Genomic DNA, 20969 nt, shown 5'->3' on the forward strand with positions numbered 1-20969 from the left:
CCGACCTCTGGCTTAACAGGATAAAGGAATCCTGCAACTTTGCTGACCGTCAGAAACATACAGAAAAACAACCTATTATTCCCAAATCTTTTTTTCATTAACTACTCCGAAAAGTTCGTCGATATGGAATGAATTCTTAATTTCATCGGAAATCAGACACGTTCCACTCATGGGAAGCCCAAAAAGCTCGTCAACAAGATCGGGGGAGGCAGGCTTACCTAGCCTGTATCCGTTACTGGCAAGCATGTCGAAAACGAAAGCCTCTATGCCTGCGTGTATTTCGGCTTTATATTCAAAGTGTAGCTGGTTATAAAAGTGTGGGCCATGTACGAAAGTACCATCTTCGTTAGCCCTGATGTACATCCCCTCAGGGGCCACGAGAGTCGATTCGAGCATAAGGTGATATTTGAAGACATTGCTTGATTTACGTTTGTCAAATAGGGGCTCTGGGTAAAGCGCCTTGATGTTTTTTCCAAGGCAATAAGGGTTGTCAGGGCCAGTAAGTGCGGTCATGTAATAGCCGACCAGTTCAGATTCTATTATCTTGCCAAGATAGTACTGAATGGAACCTTTGATACCTATGTCGGCAACAGCCATACTTCTACTTGTGATGACTCCGGATCTATTCATGTAATTTAAATAGTTGGAACGTTCAACTGCGGCATTACGCAAAATGATGTCGGAATACTTACGAACCAAGAATACAATCTTTGAGTCAGTCTGTACGAGTATCTCACTCGAATCTTCGTTTGTACCATCTATTCCAAACCTATTCTCCAGGAACTCCCTTGCTGTGCCGGAAAAACTGTCGTTCAATGTGGCGAAAATATCATCTTCGCTCATTATGGAAGCGACCGATGCCATGCGACGTGATGTTCTGAAATACACTCCTTCCGGATGGCCGGTCAGGCCTAGCGAATCGGTCAACTTGTCGTAAATTCGTTTCAGTAGGTATCCCTCTCTTGCAAGAAACAAAACCTTATTGTAAACCCCACTCGCAAGTTCTGGAATAAGCCATGAAAAATAATTGTATATCAGCGGACCCAAAAAAACATAACCAAACGTTTTCAAGGTGACAATCTCAGGATACCCTTTATTTGCGCCGAGAGAAAACGGACTGTTAAAGAGGTGATGTTGTATCAAGCCCACAATCTTACTGTCCTGTAGCCCACGAACGAGAATCCCTATTTGTCTGAGGGAAGACGCAAAAAGCATGTCATTGCAGCTCATGATCTTACATGGTTGGATACCATGAAGAACAGGATTTGATATGTCGGCAATATCGTTATCACCAATATGCAAGGCTTTGCCGTTGCCTATAAGGTTCCTATAATATTCCCACAACGCACCACTTAACTTTGACTTTTTCACTTCACAGGATACAAGCAATCCTGTGGGAAGAGCTATACCGGATTTGAAAAAGATACGCTTAAGAATATCTGACGGCATATGATAATCGCTGATCAGATAAACTCGCTTGTTCAAACGGTTAGCAAGGTGATACAGAGCTATCACCTCGTTTCTGGGTTCCGAGAACTCAATCTCCACATCAATTTCCAATTGTTTCAGCCTTTCGGCACGCTCCTTAGCGATACCGAAATGGGCTGTCATAAAAGCGTAAAGTTCGTGAATAGAGAAGACAGGATCCCCTGATTTTTGAAACAAATCGACCGCTTCCATCCGGATCTGGAAAAAGTTCTCTTCTAAGAGCACATCCATATTCGCTCGCTCTTCGACAATTGAGTAGATATCTTCTGGTCGTGATATTTTTCTACAAATCAATGTATCGAAGACATCGAACGAGATGACTTCATGGTGTTCGATTTCTGACAAGATTACGTCATGGGTGGTATCCCAGTATGGATGCATCTGGGTCTCACGCTCTGCCAACACAAAGTCAGCAATATCACCATTTGTAAAAAAAATTTGCTTGCCGTAATCGGATTTCATGAAAGAAATCCTTCTAAAAATGGTATCCCAGTAAACCTCGCTCGCCGCTATAACAATTGCATCAGCCTTTGAAATCGCCACCTCGGTTGACAGCACCTCGTAACCATAAATACACCTTCCAATGTTACCCGGATCCTTGTCCATGAGCCCTACGATGTTTGCCTCCGTCAGTTGAGAAGCAATCGATTTCGCCACAGCACCGATCCCGTAAATGACAATATTTTTACGGTCGTATCCGGCAACAGCAAGCTGTTCGACAAGCCTACGTATCTTATTGTTGTTCACATAACTCGTTGAATTCGCCACGTCATCACACTCTGTTCTGGGTTAATCCTGAACTATAATTACGAAAAGCAGCTTGATATTCCTACTTAGTAGCCGTATTTAGCTCTCAAACACTTCAGCTCTGTCAGAGAGTACTGTTCAGCAGCAACCACTATACGACCTTTTCCGTTACAGTAGTTGCAATATGGTATGTGATCAAGTTGATAAAGCGCTGAAATTTTTTTTCTCAACTCTGTGCTTGTAAAACTTAATACATCAATACATTCAGAATCATCTGGAGAATAGTAGCCAAGGTTAGAGGCATTTGCTACACGGTGACAGTCATACATTTTTTTGTCCAGTATTATCTTGTATCTGTTGTCGAGACAGCTTGAATAAGTAACGTTAAGCTCAGCTTCTGATCTGTTTCTAAAACAATGATCGCCTAGGTCATCCCAGCCGTATCCTTGAGCCTGTATCCTGTACTTGATGTCACGCGACGCAAATATGTCAGACAATCTACTTATTTCTGTAGAGATTTTTCCATAATCGCTTACAGTTACGTACAATTTCTCCCCTTTCAGGACCTTAACTACCTCTTGCTTCGGACAAACTGTGCCGTTTGTCGCAATCTCAACCCGTCTAACCTTATTATGTTTTTGCAATTTATGTATAATATCAGCCAGATCGGGGTGAAGAAACGGCTCTCCGCCGACGATGGACAATTCGTTTACTACGTCAACGCTTTGAAGAATTTTCTCAACAGTTGACACAAGATCATCAACGGGAAAATGCCGGAGTTTGCACTTACCTTCGGGAATGAAATAGTAGTGGGAGTTCATGTGAGCACAATGCTTGCATCTCAGGGTACACAATGTCGTGACAACAAGTTCCAGATGCTGAATAGTCAGACCTCTTTCTAATTGCCGGAACGGCTTCATGTCGGCTAACTCAGCACTGTAATTGATTCGCATCGTTCGGACACTTTCTTGCAAGGCATGAAAGTGCATGCAGCCATCAAAGATGTCCGCAGGATTGAAATTGTTGGCCTCAATATCGTTAATAATTTCATTGAATGATTTCCTGCTTGCCGCAATAAGCAGTGTGCAATTTTCTTTGTTACGTAATATGTCAGGCGTATAGACGGGTAACCCGAAAATGGGATCGATTGAATCTGCATTTCTGTCAATAAAACAATGCACAGTTATTCCAAGGCTCAACAGCAACTCTCCGTAAAATTTGCCTGTGCCAGCACCTCCCCATATAATGACATCCTTACCAAAGAGACAGGACTTAACTTCGCCAAGAAGGCTTTGTGCATACTCACAGCTTATTTCAGCCTCAATATCATGATCAATAAGCTTTTTTACTACAATCATTTTGAAACCTCTCGAATGTAGTAGTTTTTAAGTCTATCAACCTCAGAATCTATATTGTCATCAGAGTAACAGTTAATTTTTACCGAGAGACAGGAAGCGCAAACTTCGTTTACCTGTTTCATGCCATCAAGCATCCTTAACCTGAAATTGGTTAAAATATCACCATTCCAAATATCTACGACGGATGTATCTCTGATATTACCACAAGAAAACGGGAATCTTGGTTCTGCGCAGGGAGCAACTTCACCATCCACTAAAATGAGTAATCTGAAAAATGGTTGTGAACAGCATTTAGCTGTAGAGGAATTTTCTCCTCTGTGATTCAAGTTTGTGCTTTTCAACCTGTCACGTCCTTTTGTACCAAGAAAGCACTCGTTATAATATTCTATAGATATAACATCGCATATAGGTTCAAACGTTCTGAAAAACATTTTCTTTTTTTGCGGGGATGACACCATAAAATCAAATATTTTCAAATAAATTTTTGTTTTTTTTCTGTTTTCATAAAGGTATTTCAGATTTTTTACATACTTTTCAAAATCAACTTCTGTTCCGGTGTATTCAAGAAAGTCTTCCCTCGAAAGTCCATTAAGTGAAATCCTGATAAAATCAACTCCACTATCGATCAAATCATCGGCAACATTTTTCGTCAAAAGAACCCCGTTCGTGCTGATATCGATTTTTTCCGAAATGTCTGCCTCTTTCGCATATTTGATCATTTTGGCTATGTCTTTATGAATAAGAGGTTCTCCCAGTCCGCAAAAATGAAGCGCCTTCAACTTGTCCGGGAATTTTCTGATGTCATCGACGGCCTTAAGAGCAAGTTCGGTATTGAGTGTTTTGCCAAATATTTTCCTGTATTCGGGGTAATCGGATGAGTGTGCGCAAAATATGCATTTCAAATTACAGAAGGTAGTTGGAGCAATATCCATGGAGTAAGGGGTCGCAAGGGGCACCTTATCCGCAAGCCGCTGTCTTTCGTATGTTTTGTCATTCGACAATGATATACCTTTAAGTTTTTTATCTGTCACTGTGTCGTGCCTCCATGCTTGCGCAAAAACCGGCCAATAAGCCATTTCTCGGAACTATCAATGATTCGAGTCATCGGTCGGGCAATGCATATATTACCAAGCCGGTACCACACCAGCCATGCATTCTCGTAAAAAATCGGTAGTTAGGAAGTGAGTTCATGCACCAGACCGGCAGTTCCCATATGCCTTGGCGGTTATGGTAGGCTGTAATTGCCACTATGGGGCGACATCTCCTGAGAGTGTTTAAGCCTCCTCTCAAAGCGAAAAGCTCCCATCCTTCTACATGAACTTTCAAAAAAGTAGGAGATAGTTGTAGATCATCAATGGAAACCGTAACCACCCCCTTTTCTCCCAAAGAAGAAAGTTGTGATGTGTAACCATGGCCCTCAAAGAAATGTTCTGAACACCTGCCATCAGAAATCACGACATCCAACACGTTTATTCTTCCCCGTACCGAATCCGGAAAATGTTTTAGAAATACCTTACTCAGTTCAGTCAAATTCTGACTGTCAGGTTCCACCGCGACAATGCTTTTGAATCTGCCATGAACGATATCGGCAAAAGAGACACAAACTTCACCATGATGGGCGCCGATATCGAGAAATGATTCGTTGCCAGTGAATTGGCCAACCACCTGCGGGATAAAATAACGATCCGCAGTTGTTACTGGCGCATCCGCAAAAACCCATTCTTGTCGCAGGCATCGCCAAGCAAGAAATTGAAGGTGGTGTGCACGGGAAATATCATCCGCCCACCCAGAAAGGGCTTCATTTGTTCCCCTCATGTCCTTGTCAGTCAAGGCACCAGAAAACCATCCGTTTTTCAAGGGGTGCCGTCCCTGAAATACTTCAGTAATGTCGTAAAAGGGAACGATACATTCCCATCCCTGGGCCTGAAGGGATTGGAAAAGGGGGTTGAAGGGTATCGTCGAGATACACACAGCCAATAGCGAGTTTTTTTTGTCCGAGTTTGACACCTCACTGGGGGAGAGGACAGGAATGCCGGACCATTCGATATCGTTCTCGTACATTTTCGAATTAGCATCTACGACATACAGGAAGGGAATACCGATGAAACGGAGATATTTCCCCGCCATTTTCCCAAGGTTGCCGGCCCCATAAAGGATGAGAGGCCTGTCAAGTTCACGCCACGGTGCTGCGGGGACTTCTGCTGCTATTTCTTTCAAGAGAGAACAGGCGGTTGCTGTATCTGGGGGCCTTTCGAATGTAATGCCAATGCGTCCAACCGATTTATCCATCGGGAAAACCTCGTATCTGCGGGAAATAAATTTCGATAGTGGAAAATAGAACCTTTCGTTTTTTCCAGCATCCCGGGCAGGGCGAACTCATCTATCGCACAATCCGTCAATGCGTCCGTGAAATATCCCGGGGTTCGCTGTATGGAGAGAAACCATTCAGAAGGAGCGTACCCGAAAATATCGCCAAACCGAACGACAGATTTGTCGGTCGACTTGATCGCATCGTATTGAACGGCAAATGCGTCCGTCATCTTACTGGCAGTGAAACGACGGCGTACCATCGTTTGCGCGTTCATGGATAGCCTTGCCCTTTCAGCGGGATTGTCTGCAAGCCATTCGATTGCGTTGGCGAATTGCCTTGGGTTTCCAACGATTAGCCCAGTTATATTGTCATCTACCAGGCACTTTTCCGCAAGATTGTCCAGCACTACTGGAACGACCCCCATTGCCATAGCCTCCAGCAGTGCATTTTCGGTAGTACCGTAGTGTAGGGGATTCAGAATATATGGAAACACATTTATTTCCGAAAGTTCCCGAGCTATATCGGTTACATAACCGCGAAATTCGAGCATGTCGGGCCGGTTTGCACGTCGGGACTGTTCCTCAAGCATTTCCCGGTTTACCATGTCGCCGACCAACCTTACTGTGAACCCACGAAGAGAGACAGCCGCGAGAAACTCCACAAAGCGGGGGTGAAGTTTCGCGAAATTCAGGCTGCCAATCATTCCAGCCCTCAAGGGTTCGCAAGGGGAGCGCACGGGAGCAGTCAAATCATCGAACCCACCGCAGCTGTATATGACCCCCAGTCGTTTAACCGCCTTTAAGGGGAGTGTCGAGGTCTCGACTGATTCAAGAGAACAGGGAGATGTAAAAACACAAGAATGGGCGGCCGTCATAAGTTTTTGCGGTATGACTGGAGTATAAAGACCAGATACATGGCACCAGACGAGCAGCCGCATGGGGGGGAGCGGCCCACGGCAGAGCGCAGCAGGAATTGCTGGGTGCCCCCACCATTCGAGCTGGACAATGTCGGCGTTCCTGATTCTTTCCGAAAGCGTCTCAGGTGTGGGGTTAATTATCACCGGACATCCGGCGTCTAAAAGCTTCTCTAGGAACTGGGACTTTTCTGGTATCTCCAGGCAGACGATTTCATGACAGATGCCCGAATCAGGCGGCGTGTTGAGGATCAAACCGTTCAAGGCCTTGCCGATGCCGCCGCCCAGATGTGCGGTCAGGTGGAGTACGGTCAGGGAGTCGCTCATATCCGTTCCGCCAACAGCCGTTTGAGAAGTACCGCCGCATAGGGGTCGATATCGTCCGGGAGACAATGGGTGAGTTGGCCACAGGCGCCACATACCAGATTGCTTTTGCGCTTGCCTTCAAGATGTTCCACGCGGTGGCGGAACAATTGATCCCCCTGCCAGGTCTCCTTGAGACTCTCGCGCCTCAGGTCTCCCACAACCAGTTTACGCGCCCAGTCAAGAAAGCAGAGACTCACTGTTCCATCGGAATTGACCGACAGGGAATAGAAGATGTAAGGGCAGGTCACTACTTCGCCGAGGGGTTGGTCATAGATGCCCCGGTCAAGAGCGACGTTCAGCCGGTCCGCTACGTCGAACTCCGGCCAGCAGGGTGCCACGTTCTCAATGAAGATTCGGTCGGCGTAATCGCCGAAGATTCGGAAGAACCTCTCCTTGTCCTCTTCTGAAAGGAAATCTCCGGCTATCTTGACGAGAACCTCGCACTGCCCCTTCATCTCGTAGAGCTTCCGTATATTGTCAACAAAAGTATCGAAGTGGACCCTGACACCGGTGAACTCGAAAAATTGATCATCAGAGAGCCCGTTTACGGAGATATTAATGCGGTCGATACCAGCGTCCAACACCGGTTTCATCCGTTCAGGGTCCAACAGGGAGCCGTTGGTTGTGGTGTCAACGGAACGGGCCACGCCGCTCTCTTTTGCAATGCGTACCATGTCAGCGAAGTTCGGGTTCAGGAGGGGTTCGCCGTCCTTGTATAGCCGGAGCACCTTGAGCGGCTCATCGAATTCCTTCAGGTCGTCGATGATTTTTCGGTACAGGCCGAGATCCATGGTCCCCTGCCAGCGCCCCGATTCACGGATCAGCGTGGCGTCACCGCTGGGGCAGAACTTGCATCGGAAGTTGCAGGCACTGGACGGGTCGACGAACAGTACAAAGGGGGTGGCAAGGGGAATAACTTCTTCGAGCCTGATTCGGCCTTCCTGATTGATGCGGGGTTTTATCTGTGCTTTCATGTTTATTGTCCAAGTGACAACGGTTGTCTGCTCAATGAGAAGAAGGAGCAAGGGTTTTTGACATTTTTGTGGCATCTCCCCAGAAAGCCATCGGCTCATGGGCGGGATAGGGATAGTGGCCGAGGTTAAGGCGAATAGCGGCGCCACGTACGGAAATACGTTCCTCCACAAGCCGTCTGACCGATATGGGGGTACCGCTGCAGATATTCAGTATGCCGTCAAACTGCGGACGTTCCACAAGTTCGGCAAGATGCCCGGCAACGGTTTCTACCGCCAAGTAATCCCGTAACTGTTCTCCGTCTGACATATTGAAGACCTTATCGCCTCTTTCGATTGAAGCGTCAAGTTGCGCCAGGAGACTGCAGGGATTTTGCCCCGTGCCGTACATATAAAAAGGCCTTGCCCATTGGAGAGTAAACTGAATATCTTTTTGCAGCATTTCCAGTGCACGGCGGAGAATATCCTTTGAGAGGGCGTAGGGCGTTACGGGATGGGTATCCATCTCCTCAGACAGAGGACCGTTGCGCAAGCCGTATTCAAAGCAGGTGCCCGTAACCAGCACCTGCCGTACACCCAATTGAATGAGCAGCTTGAGAAACTGAAAGCTGGCGGGGAAGGCTGCTTCCAGGTGCCTCATGGAATAATAGTCGGGCAGGTACGGCCATGCCAAGTGCATGACAGCGTCGAAGGAGTCGGGAGGTACTTTGAGAACGAACGCCGGCTCGAGAATATCGCCGCATATGATATCTGTATCGCGAAGCAGTGGACATGATAGGATTTTCGTCTGATCGCGGACGACAACAGTGACATTGTGCCCCCTCTCAATGAGGCGGCGGATTACATGGCTTCCCACGAAACCGGTTGCGCCGGTCAGGAGTATCTTCATTGTCTTTTCGCACAATCGTCAAAGGAAAAAGGAGATGAAAAGTCAATAAGAGGCGGGAGGAGGCCATCCTTTGTGGATATGATCGGCGTGCTGGCGGGCCAGGCAATTCCGGCAGAGTCCCAGCGGATTCCGGCATCATGGTCAGGAGCGTAGACAGAAGAAACCTTGTACATCATTGTGGCTGACTCGCTGGTGACGTAAAACCCATGGGCGAGCCCCCGGGGGATGTAGAGCATGTTTCCTTTTTCGGCACTCAGTTCGAGCATAATATGATCCCCATATGTGGGAGAGCCTTTTCGTAGGTCCACGACCGCATCCAGTACCGTGCCCGCGGTGCAGTATACCAACTTGTCGTGCTGATGGGGGGGGAGTTGGAAGTGCAACCCTCGAAGCACTCCCCGCCTGGAAACTGAGTAGAATTCTTCTTTCCAGTCGGTGCAACAGCCGTGCGACTCGAACGTTTTTTCGTTGTAGGTTTTGACGAACCTGCCACGTTCGTCCTGGAAACAAACAGGAACGATCTCGAGGCAACCTGAAATTCTTGTATGTATAAAAGTCATGTCGATCCGCCACGCTTGATGAATGCCCGGATGGTATCAAGCATATACGCAATCATTTCCTCTGTCATACCCGGATAGACCCCAATCCAAAATGTATCGCGCATGATGCGTTCGGTTATCGCCAGTTCCCCAACAACCCTGTATCCCGTTCCGCCTGCGCGCATCTCATCAAAACAGGGATGCTTGATCAGATTACCGGCAAACAGCATCCGTGTTTGGATACCCCTTGACTCCAGGTAATTGACCAGTTCATCTCGATTGAAGGCCGTATTTTCACGGATTGTCAGCAGAAAACCGAACCAGGAGGGATCAGAGTCTCTTGTGGTGCCGGGGAGGATCAGGCTGTCTTCCATGTCGCTGAGCCCCTCACGCAGTTTGCACCAGTTCTTTTTGCGCGCATCGATGAACGTGGGAAGTTTTTCAAGCTGTGCACAACCAATGGCGGCCTGCATATCGGTTAACTTAAGATTATAACCGAAATGGGAATAGACATACTTGTGATCGTAGCCCGGAGGAAGCTCTCCGTACTGTTTCGCAAAACGTTTACCACAGGTATTGTCTTGGCCAGAGGGACACCAGCAATCGCGTCCCCAATCGCGGAACGATTCCACCAAGCGCTTCAGGTGCGGGTCATTGGTGTAGACGGCTCCTCCCTCACCCATGGTCATGTGGTGCGGAGGGTAGAAACTGGATGTGGCAAGGTCGCCGAAACTCCCTGTGAAGCCCCAGACGCCATCGAGGCAGTATCGTGACCCTAGTGCGTCGCAGTTGTCTTCGATCAGCCAGAGTCCGTGCCGGACGCAGAACCCGCTGACCTTCGCTATGTCAAACGGATTACCCAAAGTATGGGCTACCATGACCGCCTTGGTTCTGGAAGAAAGAGCGGCTTCGAGCATAGCCGTATCTATGTTGTATTCGGGCAGGGTTACGTCGACGAATACAGGTACTGCCCCGTATTGGATGATTGGCGAAACTGTGGTGGGAAAACCAGCGGCCACTGTTACAATCTCGTCTCCCGGCCTGATGCGCCGCTCTTTCAGGCTTGGTGAGGTAAGGGCCATGAACGCCAGCAGGTTTGCCGATGAGCCAGAGTTGGTCAGCATGGTGTGCCTGACGCCGACGAAAGAGGAAAATTCCCGTTCAAATCGTGCGGCGAATCGTCCGCTGGTCAGCCAGAAATCCAGCGCAGAGTCAACCAGATTGGCAATTTCCTTTTCATCAAAGACGCGTGCGGCGTAAGGAATGCGCTCGCCGGGACGGTACGATTTTAGTGCAGCATGGGCGTGACTGTAGTGGGCAATGGCAGCACGAATCGCTTCGCTTCGCAATGCCTGTTCCTGTGTATCGTTGCTGTTCACATGGCTCCCCTTCTGTGGAAAATGGTGCTACAGAAAGGCCTGGATCTGTTCAAGGCTTTTTGACCGCATATCGTGTCCCGAACGATAGGCACGGGTCCAGTCGACTATGGATTGCAGCGCCTGCTCTAGGCTCCAGGATGGTTTCCAGTTCAATCTGATTTTAGCCTTGGAACAGTCCAGCTTCAGATAGCAAGCTTCGTGGGGGCACTGTGAACTTTCCCGGGACTCATAGAGCGCATTGTTACCCCAAAGGTCGCAGAGTCGATCCACGACCCATGCAACTGGTCTGGCATCGGAGTCGAGCGGGCCGAAGTTCCAACTCTCGGAAAATGCGAGGCCGTCTACGTAAAGCCGCTGCGCAAGCATCAGGTAGCCTCGCAGTGGCTCCAGCACGTGCTGCCAGGGGCGGATGGCATGGGGGTTGCGGATGTTAATCGGTTCACCGGCAAAAAGGGAACGCATGCAGTCGGGGATCAGCCTGTCTTTTGCCCAGTCTCCACCGCCGATGACGTTGCCTGCTCGTACGGTGGCAATTGCCACTCCATGCTGGGAATACGTGTTGAGATTAAAAAAGGAGGAGCGGTAGGCGGACGTGACTAGTTCGGAGCAGGCTTTGCTGCTGGAATAGGGGTCGTATCCTCCCAGTGAATCGTTTTCACGGTATCCCCACACCCATTCCCGGTTCTCATAGCATTTGTCGGTGGTTACATTTACGACGGCCCTGACCGAGGGGGTCTGGCGAACCGCCTCAAGCAGGTGCACCGTCCCCATGATGTTTGTGGAATAGGTTTCCACGGGATTGCTGTATGAATCAAGCACCAGCGGCTGTGCTGCCAAGTGGAAGACAATTTCGGGACGTGCGGTCTGCATGGCCGATACGAGTCGCTCGTAATCGCGCACATCCGCGCTATGGGAAGTCAGTAACTCCCCAATTCGGGCCAGGTCATAGAGATTGGGTGTGGTTGTAGGAGGGAGTGCGTAACCGGTCACCTGGGCCCCCATGCTGGTGAGCCAGAGACTGAACCAGCTTCCCTTGAAGCCGGTGTGGCCGGTCAAAAAAACCGATTTGCCATTCCAGAACTCTCGGTTCACCAGATTTTCCATTGCGCCTGCCCCGACTGCCAAAGCCTTTCCAACTCTTCCTTGTCGCGCAGAGCGTCCATGCACTTCCAGAATCCATGGTGCCTGTAGGCCATCAGTTGCGAATCGCGAGCCAGGTTTTCGATCGGGTCCTGTTCCCACATCTTGTGATCTGCATCATCCGGCAAGTACGAGAACACCTCAGGTTTCAAGACAAAGAAACCACCGTTGATCCAGCCACCATTGTCCGGCTTTTCCTGGAAACTGTTGACTAGTCCGTTGTTGTCGAGCCCCAAGAGGCCGAATCTGCCGGCCGGCTGAACCGAAGTCATGGTTGCGATTTTTCCATGGGAATGGTGGAAGGAGATCAAATCATGCAGGTTAACATCCGCAAGACCATCGCCATAGGTGAGCATAAAATCCTCTTTTCCAATATACTGTTCAGCCCGTTTAAGGCGGCCGGCAGTCAGGGTGTTCAGGCCGGTTTCAACAAGCGTAACACGGAACTTTTCAGAATTTGACTGGTGCACTTCATAGCTGTTGGTCTGAAGGTTAAAAGTTACATCTGAATTGTACATATAGTAGTGCATGAAATACTGCTTGATAAGGAAACTTTTATAACCCAGGCATATTACGAAGTCGTTAAACCCTTGCGTCTCAAATATCTTCATCAAATGCCAGAGTATTGGCTTTTCGCCAATTTCAATCATCGGTTTTGGCTTGAGATATGATTCTTCGGAAATCCGCGTTCCCATGCCCCCAGCAAAAATGACGACTTTCATTGTGAACCTTTCCGCTGTCAAAGAAATGACAAAACAGCTTCTCACACAAAAAATAAAAACAATGTTAAACAGTTAAACCTTAACACAAAAAACTAGGTCGAACGCTTTGCCAGCAGTGCCTGGCGGACGGATCGCACTTTCACCGAAAAAATTCAAGAGTTCAAGTACTGTGATTAGAATAAATTCACAAAAAGGAACCGCACTCGTTGCCGCTTTCCCTTTACGCCAAGACCTGTTAGCAGCCGAAAAGTATCTACACCTGGGTAGAAGCGCTGTACTTTCTTTTTGGCCGACAGAGCCCAAGGGCAAGAAAACACGCCATGACTGACTAATTCCTCTGCCTCCTGTCCGGCCGTTCGATGGCAAATTTCTCCAACCGGTACTGCAGGGTCTTGTAGCTCATGCCCAGGAGCGGAGCTGCCTTGCCGATGACCCAGTCGGCACGCTCCATGGCTTTGATGATCAGATTCTTCTCCAGGGTTTCCATGTCGATCCCCTCTGGCGGCAGGTCGAAGGGGACGACGCCGGCCAGAAGCGACGTCGAGGTGATCTCTGCCGGCAAATCTCCCGGCTCGATGACACTGCTCTCGGCCATCAGCACCGCACGCTCGATGACCGATTCCAGCTGGCGCACGTTTCCGGGCCAGGAATAGTTCATCAGCAGCTTGAGAGCCGGCCGGGAGATGCCTTCCACGTCAATGCCGGTGGCAAGGCTGTATTTTTTGACAAAGAATTCTGCCAATGTTTTGACATCGCTTCCCCGCTCCCGCAGGGGAGGCAGGTTGATGCGGATGACGTTGAGGCGGTAGTAGAGATCCTCGCGAAAACTGCCCCGCCTGATTTCCTGTTCCAGTTCCTTGTTGGTTGCCGAGATGATGCGCACGTCCAGCGGGATGTTGACCCTGCCCCCCACCCGGCGGACCTCCTTCTCCTGGATGGCCCGCAGCAACTTGGCCTGCATGGAGACATTCATCTCGCCGATCTCGTCCAGAAAGACCGTGCCGCCGTTGGCCGCCTCGAATACGCCCAGTTCCCGGGCATGTGCTCCGGTGAAGCTCCCTTTTTCGTGACCGAACAGTTCGCTTTCGATCAGGGTTTCCGGTATGGCGGCACAGTTAATGGCCATGAACGGATTGTCCCGGCGCTGGCTTCCCTCGTGAATCGCCCGGGCAACCAGTTCCTTGCCGGTACCCGATTCCCCCACGATCAGCACCGTGGATGTGGTGGCAGCAATCTTGGCGACAACCCGGAAAACTTCCGCCATCCTAGGGTGGTCGCCCAGCATGCTGGGTATGGGCGTGGTCGAGGCGACCCGCTTCTGTAGCACCCGGTTTTCGCGCACCAGACCGATACGTTCGAATGCACGCTGCAAGGTAAGTACCAGATTATCACGCTCCAGCGGTTTTTCCAGGTAGTCGAAGGCCCCCATGCGCATGGCCTCCACCGCCGAGTCCACCGAACCGTGGGCGGTCATCAGGATCACGCACTGCTGCGGGTCGTCGGAGAGCACCCTTTCCAGCAGGTCCAGGCCGCTCTGACCCTGCATCTTCAGGTCGGTCAGGATCAGGTCGAACTCGCGCCTGTCCAGCTGCTCCAGCGCCTCGCCTACTCCGGGAACATCCACGATGTCGTAACCCTCTTTCCTGAGGATCAGCTTGAGGATATCCCGCTGCCCCCGTTCGTCGTCAACGATCAGTATGCTTCCCGATTTCCGCTGGTTGTTCATACTTCAAGCCCCGTATCGTATTGTCTCATGGTTCGTGCGTTTCAAGGTTTCCCTCATGTGGCCCCCGTTCCAGCGGCAGCAGGAGCGTAAAGGTCGTTCCGCTACCCAGCGTGCTGTCGACCTGTATGGAGCCGCCATGTTCCCTGACGATCCGTTCGGTGATCGCCAGCCCCAGGCCGATGCCCACCTCCCTGGTGGTGAAGTAGGGCTGGAATATCTTGCCCAGGTCTTCGGCGCGTATACCCTTGCCTTGGTCGGAAAAGGTCAGCCGCACCTGGTCATGATCCCGTTCGGCGCCCAAGGTGATGAGACCGCCACCGGGCATGGCCTGGACCGCGTTTCCGACCAGGTTCAGGATGCAGGTGCGCAGCATCTCCTGGTCGACCCACAGAGGCGGAAAATCGTCTGGAATCCGCTGCTCAAGCCTTATGCGCTGTTCCGTCAGGCGGTCATGCAGCACCGGCAGCGCCTTGGCCAGCACATCGCTGTAGGGGACCAATGCGTGTCGCAGCTTGAGCGGGCGGCCATAGCTCATGAAGTTGACAACCATGTAGTTTGCGCGGCGCACTTCTTCCTTGATCTTATCGGCCAGCTCTTCCATTTCCGCTCGCTGCGCTCCGGCGCAGTGGGGGAGCATCTCTTCCTTAAGGTGATCGATGGCCAGGCTGATGTAGTTGAGCGGATTGCGGATTTCGTGGGCAATGCCCGATGCCAGCTGGCCAACCCGCGAGAGATGCTCGGCTTCGTAGAGCCGTTTCTCCAGCGCCTCACGCTCGCGGAGCTTTTCCACCATGTTGTTGAAACCCTTGGCCAGTTCGCCGATCTCATCCTTGCTGTCCACCGGAATGGTAACGGACAGGTCGCCCGCCGAGACGCGCTTGAAGTCTTCCACCAGGCTGTTGATCGGCTCGGTATAGCGTCGCGCCAGAAAAATGGTCAGGGCGATACCGATCATGAAGACCATACCGGTGGCGAATAGGCGGCGCATGAAGTTGGCGTGCTGCAGATTATTGATGTTGTCCAGCAACATGTTGATCTGCACATATCCCAGGTGCTCGTCACCCACGATGACCGGCACCACGACCTCGTATGGCTTCTGGGAGAGGATGCTGGCGCCGTTATGTCGAGGAGCTGCGTGGACCCCCTTTTCCAGCTTGTTCAGTTCATGCCTCTTGCCGATTTTATCAGGGTCGGAGGAGTCGACGATCTCACCCTCGATGTTGATGATGTTGATTTCGTTGATCCCCTTCTTCCTTGCCTTGTGCAGGTAATCGTTCAGGCGTGAGAACTCGGCATCGGAGGTGAGATCCTCGATACTCATCTGAACAGCCTTGGAAATCTCCTGGGAACTCTCCTGGATCTCGTTGACCAGGTCGTTCTGGGAGTACTGGTTGAGGGTGAAGAGGGTCATCATGGTCAGGACCAGCAGGGAGAGCATGATAATGACGAGCTTGGTGTTCAGCTTCATGGCCGCCTTGAAAAAGCGAATGGGGTATAAGTGGCAATCTCCGCACTATAACGTAGGAAAGTGACTGAAACAAGCGCGATCCGTCACGCAGGTTGTTGACACCTGGCGGCATTGAATGCTACATACATCCGCTATGCTCCGTATTCATATGCGCAAAATGCTGAAAACGATGGCCATAGCCGCCATCATGTCTTTCGGGCTTCTGGCCGGCTGCACCAGCTACATCCCCCGTGAAGACCTGTCACTCGTACCCTGCGAATCCTGCGGAGAAAAGGTTAAGCTGGTGACCATCCCCCTGCCGGTCATCGCCTCCAGCCCCAACGAGGGCATAACCGCCGGCGCCCTGTCCGCCTTGCTGTTCCACAACACGAACGACGAAATATCGACCCTGCTGGCCCCCCAGGTAAACTACAACAGCAGTTTCGGAGTCACCGCATCGTTGTACGGCGCTCATTACGTGTCGCCGGACCGGAACATGGAATTCAACCTCTCCCAGTCCACCAAGGTCAACCACGATTACGAATTCAAGATTCGCGACACCACGATGCTTGACAAGAAACTGGAACTCAACGCCTTCGTCTTCAAGCTATCCGACGGATCTTCCCGTTTTTTCGGCTTTCAGGCCAAGAGCCCTGAGCAGCAGGAAACCAACTATGCCAATGACGAGGTGGGGTTCAACATCTCTGCTGGTTACCAGTTTGCCCGACATTTCCAGGTTCTCCTGGGGGACCGCTTCCGTGATGTCAATGTCAGGCATGGCGCGGTCAGTGGCGTCCCCTACATAAAGGACAGATTCTCGGAAGACGAGATTCCGGGCATCAACGGATTCACAGCCCACACGCCGCGACTGGCTATCATTCACAATACGCTGGACAACAAGGACACCCCCACCTTCGGCGGCTATGTCAAACTCTCCATTGAGCAGAGCCTCAAGGCGCTGGGAAGCTCTGCCGACTACCGCCACTACGAAGCCGAGATCAAGGGATTCTTTCCCCTGGACAATGCCCGCTACATCAGCGTGTTCCGGTTCGTCTACAACCAGACACTGGGGCACAAGGTGCCCTTCCTGGAGCGGAGTATCCTGGGGGGGGAGACGACCCTGCGCGGCTACGGCCGTAACCGCTTCATCGACAACAGCTATTTCCTCTGCAACCTGGAGGAGCGCATCAGGTTCTTCCGCTGGGAGGTATTCAACGTCACCGCCGACTGGGAGGTCGCCCCCTTCGTGGATATGGGAGCGGTGATGGAATCACTGGACAAGGCTGAGTTCAAAAACTACGAGGTAAACCCCGGAATCGGCTTCCGCGCCATCGTCCGTCCCAACATCGTCGGCCGGGTTGACCTGGGTATCGGCAAGGATGGACCGGCCATCTTTGTCGGACTGGGATACCCCTTCTGACGAAATCAAAAACGCGCAATGCCAACCTGGCACTGCGCGTTTTTCGTACTATATGACGAGTCGGAAGTGCGGAACTATCGTCGCAGAAACACCACGAACGCCCCACTCCCCCCCATCTCCCGCGGGGCGGGAGCAAACTCCACCACCAACTTCCTGCCCGCATCCCGCAGCCATCCCAGCACCGCCTGTTGCAGCACCGGTTCGACGGGGGAGTTGTTCCCCTTGCCGGTGATTACCAGCACCGCCTTTTCGCCGTGTGCGGCGGCGCTCGCCAGGAAGCGGGGCAATGCCTCCAGCGCCTCCTCGCGGGTAAGGCCGTGCAGGTCCAGCTGGCGCTCCACCGAAACCACCCCCCGCTTCAACTGGCGCAGGCGATTGGCTCCCAGGGGTTTCAACTCCTCGTCCTCGGGGGTCTGGTCGCTGAAAGTCACATCGAGTTTCAGCTGTCCGATGGCTTTGCTGAAGGCCTCCCGTTCGCCGCGGTCGAGCTCAGGCTGCCGCTTTTCCGCAGCGGCTCGCCCCGGGGCCGGTTTCACCTGCTGGGTCTGGGTCGCGGCCCTGGCGGGAGCATCGCGACGGCCCAGGCGTTTGACGTCATCCATGGCCCGCAGAAACAGCTCGCTATCATCCTCGACAGGTTCCGGACGAGTGATTGGGCGGTTCGGTTCCACTGCCTGCGACGTTACCGCAACAGCCACCCCCTTGAGGGCGCTGAAGGGGGTGGTGTGAAACTCGGACGGTTTCGGTTCAGTATGTCGGGATTTCTTCTTTGCCATCAGTCCCTGGCCACCAGTGTGATTTCGATACGACGGTTCCTGGCCCGCCCCTCCCGCGTGGCGTTATCCGCCACAGGACGGTATTCGCCGCAGGCAACGGCCGACAGGAGCGAGGGATCCACCCCCTGGCGCTGCAGATACCTGGCCACATTGACGGCACGGGCTCCGGAGAGTTCCCAGTTTGAGGGAAACAGGCGGCTCAAAGCGCCGCTTGGGGCCAGGTTGTCCGTATGCCCCTCGACGCGGATCGCCCTATCCCTGTTCGCTTTAAGCGTTTCCACCAGCTTGAACAGTATCAGCTGCCCCTCCGGCTTCACGTCGACCCTGCCGGAATCGAAGAGTATGGCGGCTTCCATGGTGACGGTCAGCGCCCCCTTGAGTTCGGAAATGACAACCTGCCCCTGGGCGATCTCGCTCTTCAAGTTCTGCAGCAGCTTCTCGTAGGTGGTGCCAAGCTGGCTGGTTTTTTCTTCTCTGGCCTTTCTCAGCTCCCTGTTTTCATCTTCAAGAGCGGCAATCTTCTGGCGCAGGTCGTTGACGTTCTGGGAAAGGGTATCGGTTTTCGACGCGAGTAACTGCTCCAGGGCCTGTTTCTGCCTGGCCTGGTCCGCCAGTTCCGTCTTGAGGCCGCTGTTTTCCGCGGTTAGTTGCTCCTGACCCCGCTTCAGGTCGGCAAACTCCCGGGACAGGTACTCCGCCTCCTCCACCTTTTTCAGGTACGTGCTCTGCGCCACCATGCAACCGCCCAATGAGAGCGTCGCCACACCGGCCACGATCAGGCCAACGATCCGCTTCAGCAAGATTCCTCCTTCTGCGAGCCCATGCCTACAACCCCCCCGCTTTTTTGTGGAGAGAGCCAGCGTCGTCCGGTTAGGTCTTTGCATGGTTCTTTGAGAATGTAAAAAAGTAACAAAATCAGCGTGATGCCACATTTTTTTTGCTTGACTTTTAGTAAAAAATTGGCGGGCCACCATCGTAACTACTTAATATTACACGAGTTACGACATGCGACCTTTCAAGCGACTGAAACAACGACGAAAAGCACGTGCTTTCAAATTGCTTCTTACCCCGGTTTTTGAGAGATTCAAGTCCGATAAACAACTTGAATCCAGGGGGTACCGCCCGTTGCAAATGACCTTTGATGATCAGCTAAAGGCCCTGATTTTCTATCACCTTGAAGAGTTTTCTTCCGGGAGCGAACTGCTGCAGGCTCTGGAACAGAATGACTTTGCCAAGGAGTGCGTTGCTCCCCCCAAGGGGATCAAAAAGAGCGCCTTCTTCGAGGCGATCAATAACCGTGGCCTTGAGCAGCTAAGTGAGGTATTCGGACATCTGGTCAAGCAAGCAGGCAAAGTGCTTCCGGCCGAATACGCTCACCTTGGCAACCTGGTATCCATAGATGGCTCTTTGATTGATGCTGTGCTGTCCATGGAATGGGCTGATTACCGAAGCGGCTCAAAGAAGGCCAAGGCTCATGTCGGCTTCGATATCAACCGGGGCATTCCCAGGAAGATATACCTCAGCGACGGTAAAGAGGGTGAGCGCCCCTTTGTTGACAAGATCATCGACAAAGGCGAAACCGGCGTTATGGATCGCGGGTATCAGTCCCATGACCACTTTGACAAGTGGCAGGCCGCCGAGAAGTTCTTTGTCTGTCGTATCAGGGAGAATACGATCAAGATAGTCATCAGAGAGAATGCCGTCAATCCTGACAGTATTATCTTCTATGACCGGATCGTAATGCTCGGCACCAAAGGCGTAAACCAGACTGAGAAAGAACTGCGCCTTGTTGGTTACCGTGTTGACGGTAAAGATTACTGGATCGCTACCAACAGGTACGACCTGACCGCTGAACAAGTCGCCGAAGTCTATAAGCTCCGCTGGAACATCGAGACCTTCTTTGGCTGGTGGAAACGCCATCTCAAGGTGTACCACCTGATCGCCAGGAGCAAGTACGGGCTGATGGTCCAGCTTCTTGGCGGCCTTATAACCTATCTGCTTCTTGCTATTTACTGCCGGGAGCAGCACAACGAACCAGTCAGCATCACTCGGGTACGGGAATTACGCAACCAAATCGCCAATGAGGCAGCAGAAGAACTAGAGCAAAAACGGATGCGAACACAGCAAAAATCCCACAAAAACAAACTTTTAAAGAAAAAACGACGACATGCAAAGACCTAACCGGAAATTACTGGGAGAGAGCTGAAAATCATGTCCAGAACAGCCTTCTGGCGGGCCTCGAACTTGTTCAGCACCGCCAGGCAGGTGCCCATGGGACAGATGTCGTGCAGCACGTTGGCGTCACGTCCGGAGAGGATAACGATGCGGTTCTTGTCCATGCCGGTGCGGGTGGCGAACATCAGCAGCTTGAGTCCATCCATGGAGGGCATCTCCAGATCGATCAGCAGCAGGTCGTAACCGCCGGCCTTGATGCGCTGCAGGGCGGCCACGGGGTTGTTGCAGATTTCCACCTGTAACAGGGGATAAGTGTCACGGATATAGCCGGAGAGAAAGTCGGTAAAGCCCCGGTCGTCGTCGATCAGCAGTATTCGGCCCATGGGGCGATACTATAGCCGATTTTGCGGGAGCCTTAAACAAAAAAACCGGAGACGGAAAACCGGGGGAGGACAGGCAGGCTGTAATGAGGGGATGGCTCCGCGGGTCAGGGGGGAGGGGCGGTTTTCTTTTTCTGAACAAAAGCGCTGGCAGCGACGCAGACGGCAATGACGCCCAGGATGAAGACGCAAAAAATCCAGTCAGCCGTGCTGAAACCAAAC

General features: G+C 51.6%; 18 protein-coding genes. 2 read left to right on the forward strand and 16 right to left on the reverse strand.

Annotated elements, in window-relative coordinates:
- Positions 1–75: 75 nt before the first annotated feature.
- From PPRO_RS16640 to PPRO_RS16695, 13 genes are all read right to left on the reverse strand, one after another.
- Positions 76–2235: a hypothetical protein gene (locus PPRO_RS16640; protein WP_157040047.1), complete on the reverse strand. Its 2160-nt coding sequence runs from the start codon at positions 2233–2235 to the stop codon at positions 76–78.
- Positions 2236–2321: 86 nt separating this feature from the next.
- Entirely contained in the window at positions 2322–3593 is a 1272-nt protein-coding gene (locus PPRO_RS16645; RefSeq protein ID WP_011737151.1) for a radical SAM protein, read from the reverse strand.
- Entirely contained in the window at positions 3590–4624 is a 1035-nt protein-coding gene (locus PPRO_RS16650) for a radical SAM/SPASM domain-containing protein (RefSeq protein WP_041532393.1), read from the reverse strand. Before PPRO_RS16650 ends, PPRO_RS16645 begins: the two co-directional genes overlap by 4 nt.
- A 70-nt stretch (positions 4625–4694) precedes the next feature.
- Complete coding sequence (locus PPRO_RS20380) at positions 4695–5882, reverse strand: FkbM family methyltransferase (protein WP_083761299.1); 1188 nt, start codon at positions 5880–5882, stop codon at positions 4695–4697.
- Positions 5807–7144 (reverse strand): glycosyltransferase family 4 protein, encoded by a 1338-nt coding sequence (locus PPRO_RS16655; protein WP_011737154.1) that lies wholly within the window; start codon positions 7142–7144, stop codon positions 5807–5809. The genes PPRO_RS20380 and PPRO_RS16655 overlap by 76 nt, the downstream gene beginning before the upstream one ends.
- Positions 7141–8157 carry a radical SAM protein gene (locus tag PPRO_RS16660; RefSeq protein WP_011737155.1) on the reverse strand — a complete coding sequence of 339 codons (1017 nt, stop codon included), beginning with the start codon at positions 8155–8157 and terminating at the stop codon, positions 7141–7143. The genes PPRO_RS16655 and PPRO_RS16660 overlap by 4 nt, the downstream gene beginning before the upstream one ends.
- A gap of 31 nt (positions 8158–8188) precedes the next feature.
- Positions 8189–9043, reverse strand: coding sequence for an NAD-dependent epimerase/dehydratase family protein (locus tag PPRO_RS16665; protein ID WP_011737156.1), 855 nt, complete (start codon positions 9041–9043; stop codon positions 8189–8191).
- Entirely contained in the window at positions 9040–9603 is a 564-nt protein-coding gene (gene rfbC / locus PPRO_RS16670) for a dTDP-4-dehydrorhamnose 3,5-epimerase (RefSeq protein WP_011737157.1), read from the reverse strand. The genes PPRO_RS16665 and rfbC overlap by 4 nt, the downstream gene beginning before the upstream one ends.
- Positions 9600–10961: a lipopolysaccharide biosynthesis protein RfbH gene (rfbH, locus tag PPRO_RS16675; protein WP_011737158.1), complete on the reverse strand. Its 1362-nt coding sequence runs from the start codon at positions 10959–10961 to the stop codon at positions 9600–9602. The genes rfbC and rfbH overlap by 4 nt, the downstream gene beginning before the upstream one ends.
- A 27-nt stretch (positions 10962–10988) precedes the next feature.
- On the reverse strand, positions 10989–12065 hold the full coding sequence (gene rfbG, locus PPRO_RS16680; RefSeq protein ID WP_011737159.1) for a CDP-glucose 4,6-dehydratase: 1077 nt from the start codon (positions 12063–12065) through the stop codon (positions 10989–10991).
- Positions 12050–12823 (reverse strand): glucose-1-phosphate cytidylyltransferase, encoded by a 774-nt coding sequence (gene rfbF, locus PPRO_RS16685; protein ID WP_011737160.1) that lies wholly within the window; start codon positions 12821–12823, stop codon positions 12050–12052. Before rfbF ends, rfbG begins: the two co-directional genes overlap by 16 nt.
- A 328-nt stretch (positions 12824–13151) precedes the next feature.
- The gene (locus PPRO_RS16690; protein ID WP_011737161.1) at positions 13152–14549 is read right to left on the reverse strand and encodes a sigma-54-dependent transcriptional regulator; all 1398 of its coding nucleotides are present in this window, start codon (positions 14547–14549) and stop codon (positions 13152–13154) included.
- Positions 14550–14574: 25 nt separating this feature from the next.
- Positions 14575–16017 carry a sensor histidine kinase gene (locus PPRO_RS16695; RefSeq protein WP_011737162.1) on the reverse strand — a complete coding sequence of 481 codons (1443 nt, stop codon included), beginning with the start codon at positions 16015–16017 and terminating at the stop codon, positions 14575–14577.
- Positions 16018–16174: 157 nt separating this feature from the next.
- Here PPRO_RS16695 and PPRO_RS16700 point away from each other — a divergent pair, with 157 nt between their 5' ends.
- Complete coding sequence (locus tag PPRO_RS16700) at positions 16175–17416, forward strand: BamA/TamA family outer membrane protein (protein WP_041532934.1); 1242 nt, start codon at positions 16175–16177, stop codon at positions 17414–17416.
- 74 nt (positions 17417–17490) lie between these two features.
- Here the strand turns inward: PPRO_RS16700 and PPRO_RS16705 are convergent, their stop codons facing one another.
- Entirely contained in the window at positions 17491–18192 is a 702-nt protein-coding gene (locus PPRO_RS16705; RefSeq protein WP_011737164.1) for a Smr/MutS family protein, read from the reverse strand.
- Positions 18192–18992, reverse strand: coding sequence for an OmpA/MotB family protein (locus tag PPRO_RS16710; RefSeq protein WP_011737165.1), 801 nt, complete (start codon positions 18990–18992; stop codon positions 18192–18194). Before PPRO_RS16710 ends, PPRO_RS16705 begins: the two co-directional genes overlap by 1 nt.
- 205 nt (positions 18993–19197) lie before the next feature.
- Between PPRO_RS16710 and PPRO_RS16715 the strand changes: the two genes are divergently transcribed.
- Complete coding sequence (locus tag PPRO_RS16715) at positions 19198–20373, forward strand: IS4-like element ISPepr3 family transposase (RefSeq protein ID WP_011735659.1); 1176 nt, start codon at positions 19198–19200, stop codon at positions 20371–20373.
- On the opposite strand, the gene PPRO_RS16720 is transcribed toward PPRO_RS16715, so the two are convergent.
- Positions 20370–20750, reverse strand: coding sequence for a response regulator (locus PPRO_RS16720; protein WP_011737166.1), 381 nt, complete (start codon positions 20748–20750; stop codon positions 20370–20372). The two genes, PPRO_RS16715 and PPRO_RS16720, sit on opposite strands and share 4 nt — an antisense overlap.
- Positions 20751–20969 lie beyond the last annotated feature (219 nt).

This window comes from Pelobacter propionicus DSM 2379 (genome assembly GCF_000015045.1).
Taxonomy (GTDB): Bacteria; Desulfobacterota; Desulfuromonadia; order Geobacterales; family Pseudopelobacteraceae; genus Pseudopelobacter; species Pseudopelobacter propionicus.